Below are 4,111 nucleotides of genomic sequence, written 5' to 3'. Positions count from 1 at the left end.
AAACTTAATAAAGTAGAATCACGGTTCAGTATTGACCAACCTGTGGTACGTAATCCCGGGTCTATGCCTAATATGTTCATTCAGAATCTTCTTCAGGCAGTGTAATATTAACCCAAACATTCTGTACATCGTCATTTTCTTCCAAGATGTTATACAATTTTTTCACGGATGCTATTTTATCTTCTTCTATATCCATAAAACTTAATGGTCTATGCATTAAGGTGACTTGAGATGCTTCAGATTTTATTACTTTATCTAATTCCTCTTTAACAGAAGAAAAACTGGAAGAATCGCAGATTATAATGTGGCAATCCTCTTGCTCCTCATAATCTTTAGCCCCGCATTCTATAGCGAGTTCAAGAATATTATCATCCGCAACATCACTTTTATTATAAATTATAATGCCTACCTTTTCAAAAAGGTAGGAGACGCTTCCGCTTTCACCAAGTGATCCGCCGGCCTTTGAAAAAGCAGCACGAATTTCAGAAGCTGTTCTATTTCTATTATCTGTTAATGTTTCAACTATAAATGCAACACCATATGGCCCATAGCCTTCATATCGAATTTCTTCATAATTTTCAGAAGTAGAAGATGTAGATGAAGCTTTCTGTATTGCGGATTCTATTTTGTTTTTAGGTAAATTTGCACTACGCGCTGAAAGCATCGCAATTCTCAATCTAGGATTTTTTTGTGGATCATCAGACCCAGCTTTTACTGCAACGGTTATTTCGCGTATCAATTTAGTAAAAAGCTTGGCCCTCTTTTTATCTTGAGCACCCTTTCTGTGCATTATATTTTTGAACTTTGAATGACCGGCCATCTTGAAAATACAATAAATTCTGATGCGTTGGATGATATTATCAACTTAACATTATTTCAAGTACAGTATAATTGGATTAGAAATATCGGAGTTCCAATTAAATAAAAGAGTTATGTAAAAAAATTAGTTAAAAATTTGTTTTGAAAATAAAAACATAACCTGTACTTGATATGAAATATAAAAAATTATATACAATGAGTTATCATAAAATCATGGTTTGAGGATAGATGTGTGCTTTTCTAAAACGTCTTTTCGCTTTTCGTAGAACTTTATTGGTCGTATCGGTACTGTTTCTGTTATTGATATTGTCATTTTTGATTAAAGAATCTCACCAAGATGTAATAGTCTTGCAATATGCAGAACATCCAGCGCTTGATCAAGTAAGGAGGGGTATAAGTGATTATATGGAAAAGTGCTGTTCTAGTTATTCCATAATGTATGAAAGTGCGCAAGCAGATCCTACGCTTGCCTCTCAGCTTGCACAGAAGATTTATGCTAAAAATCCAAAACTTGTTGTTACAATAGGCACTTTGGCTGCTCAGGCCTTTTTAAAAAAAGAAGAAATGAATGTCATTTTTAGTTCGATAACCGATCCTGTAGCGGCTGGTCTTGCAAAGAGTTTTGAAGAGCCGGGGATGCATTTTACTGGGGTTTCAAATTTTCCGGATATTGAGCAAGAGTTATCTATGATAGAATTAGTAATTCCAAATGTTAAAAGGATAGGGTTGCTCTATAATACTGGTGAAGTGAATTCAAATTCAATAGCAACTAGGTTAAAAGATATTGCGGCTCAGAGATGGTTAGAAATAGTTGAAGTTACTGCAAATTCTACAAAAGATATGATAAGTGCTGTAAAGAGTCTTGCTGGTAAGGTAGATGTAATTTACATAACAAATGATAATACAGCGCTGTCTGCACTACAGGGAATAACAAGAGCTTCTAATGAGGCTGGTATTCCTGTGTTCTGTTCTGATACTGATACTATAGGTATGGGGATAGTAGCTGCATTTGGTCCAGATCAATATGGTATTGGTGTTCAAACTGCAAAGATGATAGAAAAATTTCTAGAATCTGATTGCATAAGCTGCGATATTCCTAAAACTCCTATACAAATTTCTGGGTCCTTTAAATTAAAAATTGATAAAAGAATCGCGAGGAAGCTTGGTATAGAGATTAGGCCAGAGGCTTTATCTATTGCTGGCGAGGTTATAGAGTAATGATTGGTATGCTGAGTGTATATAATGCGCTTGAACTTGGAAGCATATATGGAATAGCAGCCATTGGAGTTTATCTTACTTTTAGAATAATAGATTTTCCAGATCTTACTGTTAATAGTAGTTTTACATCTGGTGCAGCGGTTATGGCTGTTATGCTTTCCAATTCTTGCAATTTTTATTTATCCATAATTACCGCTGGTGCAGTGGGTGCGGCTTCTGGTGCTGTGACAGCTATGCTTAACACAATGCTTAATATACAAAGCTTGTTAGCCGGTATTATCTCTATGATAGGTTTATATTCCATTAATATGCGTATAATGGGTAAACCAAATGTTGTTATGAGTTCACAAGAAGTATCGCATTATTTATATAACTTTACTCCTTATATAATAGCATTTCTAGTATGTTATCTTCTTTATAGGTTTTTTCATATCAGAAATAGGGCTTGGTATGAGGGCTTCTGGTAAAAATAGGATTATGGCAGAAACATATGGTGTTAACTATAATTCTACTGTAATCGCAACTCTTTCTATTAGTAATGCATTAGTAGCTATTTCTGGGGCATTATTTTGTCAATTGCAGGGCTTTGCAGATATAGGTATGGGAAATGGCTTAATAATAATTGGTCTTGCTAGTGTTATAATTGGAGAGCGCTTATATGATGGACGTAATATGTTTATTTCTTTTGTATTTTGCGTGGTGGGTTCATTTTTATATGAGATAATTATATCCTCTGCGCTTTCATTCTCTGGCTCTATTATAAGATCTTCAGATATTTATATAGTCACATCTATAATTGTTACATTAGTTATGATTACTGGTAAAAAAAAGAGGTATTGACCATGCTTATACTTGATAATATTTCCGTAAAATATGGGCAAGATTGCAATGTACTTGATAATGTTAATCTTGAGCTTAAAAGCGGCGAATTTTCTGCCTTAGTAGGTAGTAACGGTTCTGGTAAATCCACACTTGTCAAAGCAATTTCTGGCGAAATTTATGTTAATTCCGGATCAATTTTATTGGATAAAGCTGATATAACTAGCAAACCAAGCTTAGAAAGATCACGTTTTATTGCTAGGGTATTTCAAAATACGCATATTGGTACAGTGCCATTTTTATCAATAAAAGAAAATATGATCTTGGCTAGCAAGAGGGGTATTAATAGAGGTTTTAGGAAGGCCTCTATAGAAGGTGATTTGCTCAAAGAAAAGTTATCAGAGCTTGGCATGGGATTAGAAAAGATTGATGACAAGCTTGTCTCTTCACTTTCAGGTGGTCAGAGGCAGGCATTAAGTGTTCTGATGGCGACATTAATGCCTGCTAAGTTACTATTATTAGATGAGCATACTGCTGCATTAGATCCAAAGGCGGCAAAATCAGTGATGGAATTTACACAAAATATTGTAAGGGAGCATGGGATCACTACATTTATGATAACTCATAATATGGAAGATATAAAAATGTGTGATTCTATCTATTCTATAGAAAATGGCAAAATAGTTAGATTATAATGAATTGTGAAATAACGCATGGAATTATTATACTCTATCTTAAAAGAAGAGTTATTATGTGGAATATTGTAAGGGTTGGGGCGGTAAAGAATTGAGTATTCTAGACAAGATATGTAAAAATAGAGAGTGTTAATTAAAAGAGAAATACCATTCGAGTGGTATTTCATTATTATGATGCCGGCGCAAGAATTGTGAATCATCTAATTATGTCAGGTATGCAGAAACAAAGATATAGATGCAAGGGTTGTGATCATCTATTTGTCGAAGGTGATGCAAGAACGCCAAAGTATTATGAGATTAAGAAAGCATAATGTTATATGCAATTTGCAAATTCTTATATGGATTTATACCAAAGCTATTTTGGGGATTACGCACTATAAACTGTATAGCTTCATCTGAGATTGAATAAAATGATATTCAAGAATTTAATGAGATGTGGTATTTTATATAATTAACAAGAAATGGATTATTAACGTATTGGATCGTGGAGAGCTATTGTCTGGTTTATGCTAAAACCTTCGAAAAACGATGCTAGATCTTAGACAGATAATTGGATTAGC

At 34.0% G+C, this 4,111-nt stretch carries 5 protein-coding genes; 4 read left to right on the top strand and 1 reads right to left on the bottom strand.

Going from position 1 to position 4,111, the window contains the following annotated elements; translation table 11 throughout:
- Positions 1-76: 76 nt before the first annotated feature.
- Positions 77-820 (bottom strand): YebC/PmpR family DNA-binding transcriptional regulator, encoded by a 744-nt coding sequence (locus tag Cyrtocomes_RS05515; protein ID WP_322498191.1) that lies wholly within the window; start codon positions 818-820, stop codon positions 77-79.
- 314 nt (positions 821-1,134) lie between these two features.
- Between Cyrtocomes_RS05515 and Cyrtocomes_RS05510 the strand changes: the two genes are divergently transcribed.
- The 4 genes from Cyrtocomes_RS05510 to Cyrtocomes_RS05495 are packed head-to-tail and all read left to right on the top strand — an operon-like array spanning position 1,135 to position 3,551.
- Positions 1,135-2,037, top strand: a complete 903-nt coding sequence (locus Cyrtocomes_RS05510) for an ABC transporter substrate-binding protein (protein ID WP_322498190.1) — start codon at positions 1,135-1,137, stop codon at positions 2,035-2,037.
- Between the two features lie 8 nt (positions 2,038-2,045).
- On the top strand, positions 2,046-2,504 hold the full coding sequence (locus Cyrtocomes_RS05505; protein ID WP_322498189.1) for an ABC transporter permease subunit: 459 nt from the start codon (positions 2,046-2,048) through the stop codon (positions 2,502-2,504).
- Positions 2,488-2,877 carry an ABC transporter permease subunit gene (locus Cyrtocomes_RS05500; RefSeq protein ID WP_322498188.1) on the top strand — a complete coding sequence of 130 codons (390 nt, stop codon included), beginning with the start codon at positions 2,488-2,490 and terminating at the stop codon, positions 2,875-2,877. The genes Cyrtocomes_RS05505 and Cyrtocomes_RS05500 overlap by 17 nt, the downstream gene beginning before the upstream one ends.
- A 2-nt stretch (positions 2,878-2,879) precedes the next feature.
- Positions 2,880-3,551: an ABC transporter ATP-binding protein gene (locus Cyrtocomes_RS05495; RefSeq protein ID WP_322498187.1), complete on the top strand. Its 672-nt coding sequence runs from the start codon at positions 2,880-2,882 to the stop codon at positions 3,549-3,551.
- Positions 3,552-4,111 lie beyond the last annotated feature (560 nt).

Origin of the sequence: Candidatus Cyrtobacter comes, from assembly GCF_034470605.1 — a bacterium.
In the GTDB taxonomy this organism is placed as follows: domain Bacteria; phylum Pseudomonadota; class Alphaproteobacteria; order Rickettsiales; family Midichloriaceae; genus Cyrtobacter; species Cyrtobacter comes.
The sequence above is the reverse complement of the archived record's forward strand: the minus strand, read 5'-3'. Positions and strand labels throughout refer to the sequence as shown.

Excerpts from the sequence above, each read along its gene's own strand:
- Cyrtocomes_RS05500 (WP_322498188.1), top strand. The coding sequence starts at position 2,488 with ATGAGGGCTTCTGGTAAAAATAGGATTATGGCAGAAACATATGGTGTT.
- Cyrtocomes_RS05495 (WP_322498187.1), top strand. The coding sequence starts at position 2,880 with ATGCTTATACTTGATAATATTTCCGTAAAATATGGGCAAGATTGCAAT.
- Cyrtocomes_RS05515 (WP_322498191.1), bottom strand. The coding sequence starts at position 820 with ATGGCCGGTCATTCAAAGTTCAAAAATATAATGCACAGAAAGGGTGCT.
- Cyrtocomes_RS05505 (WP_322498189.1), top strand. The coding sequence starts at position 2,046 with ATGCTGAGTGTATATAATGCGCTTGAACTTGGAAGCATATATGGAATA.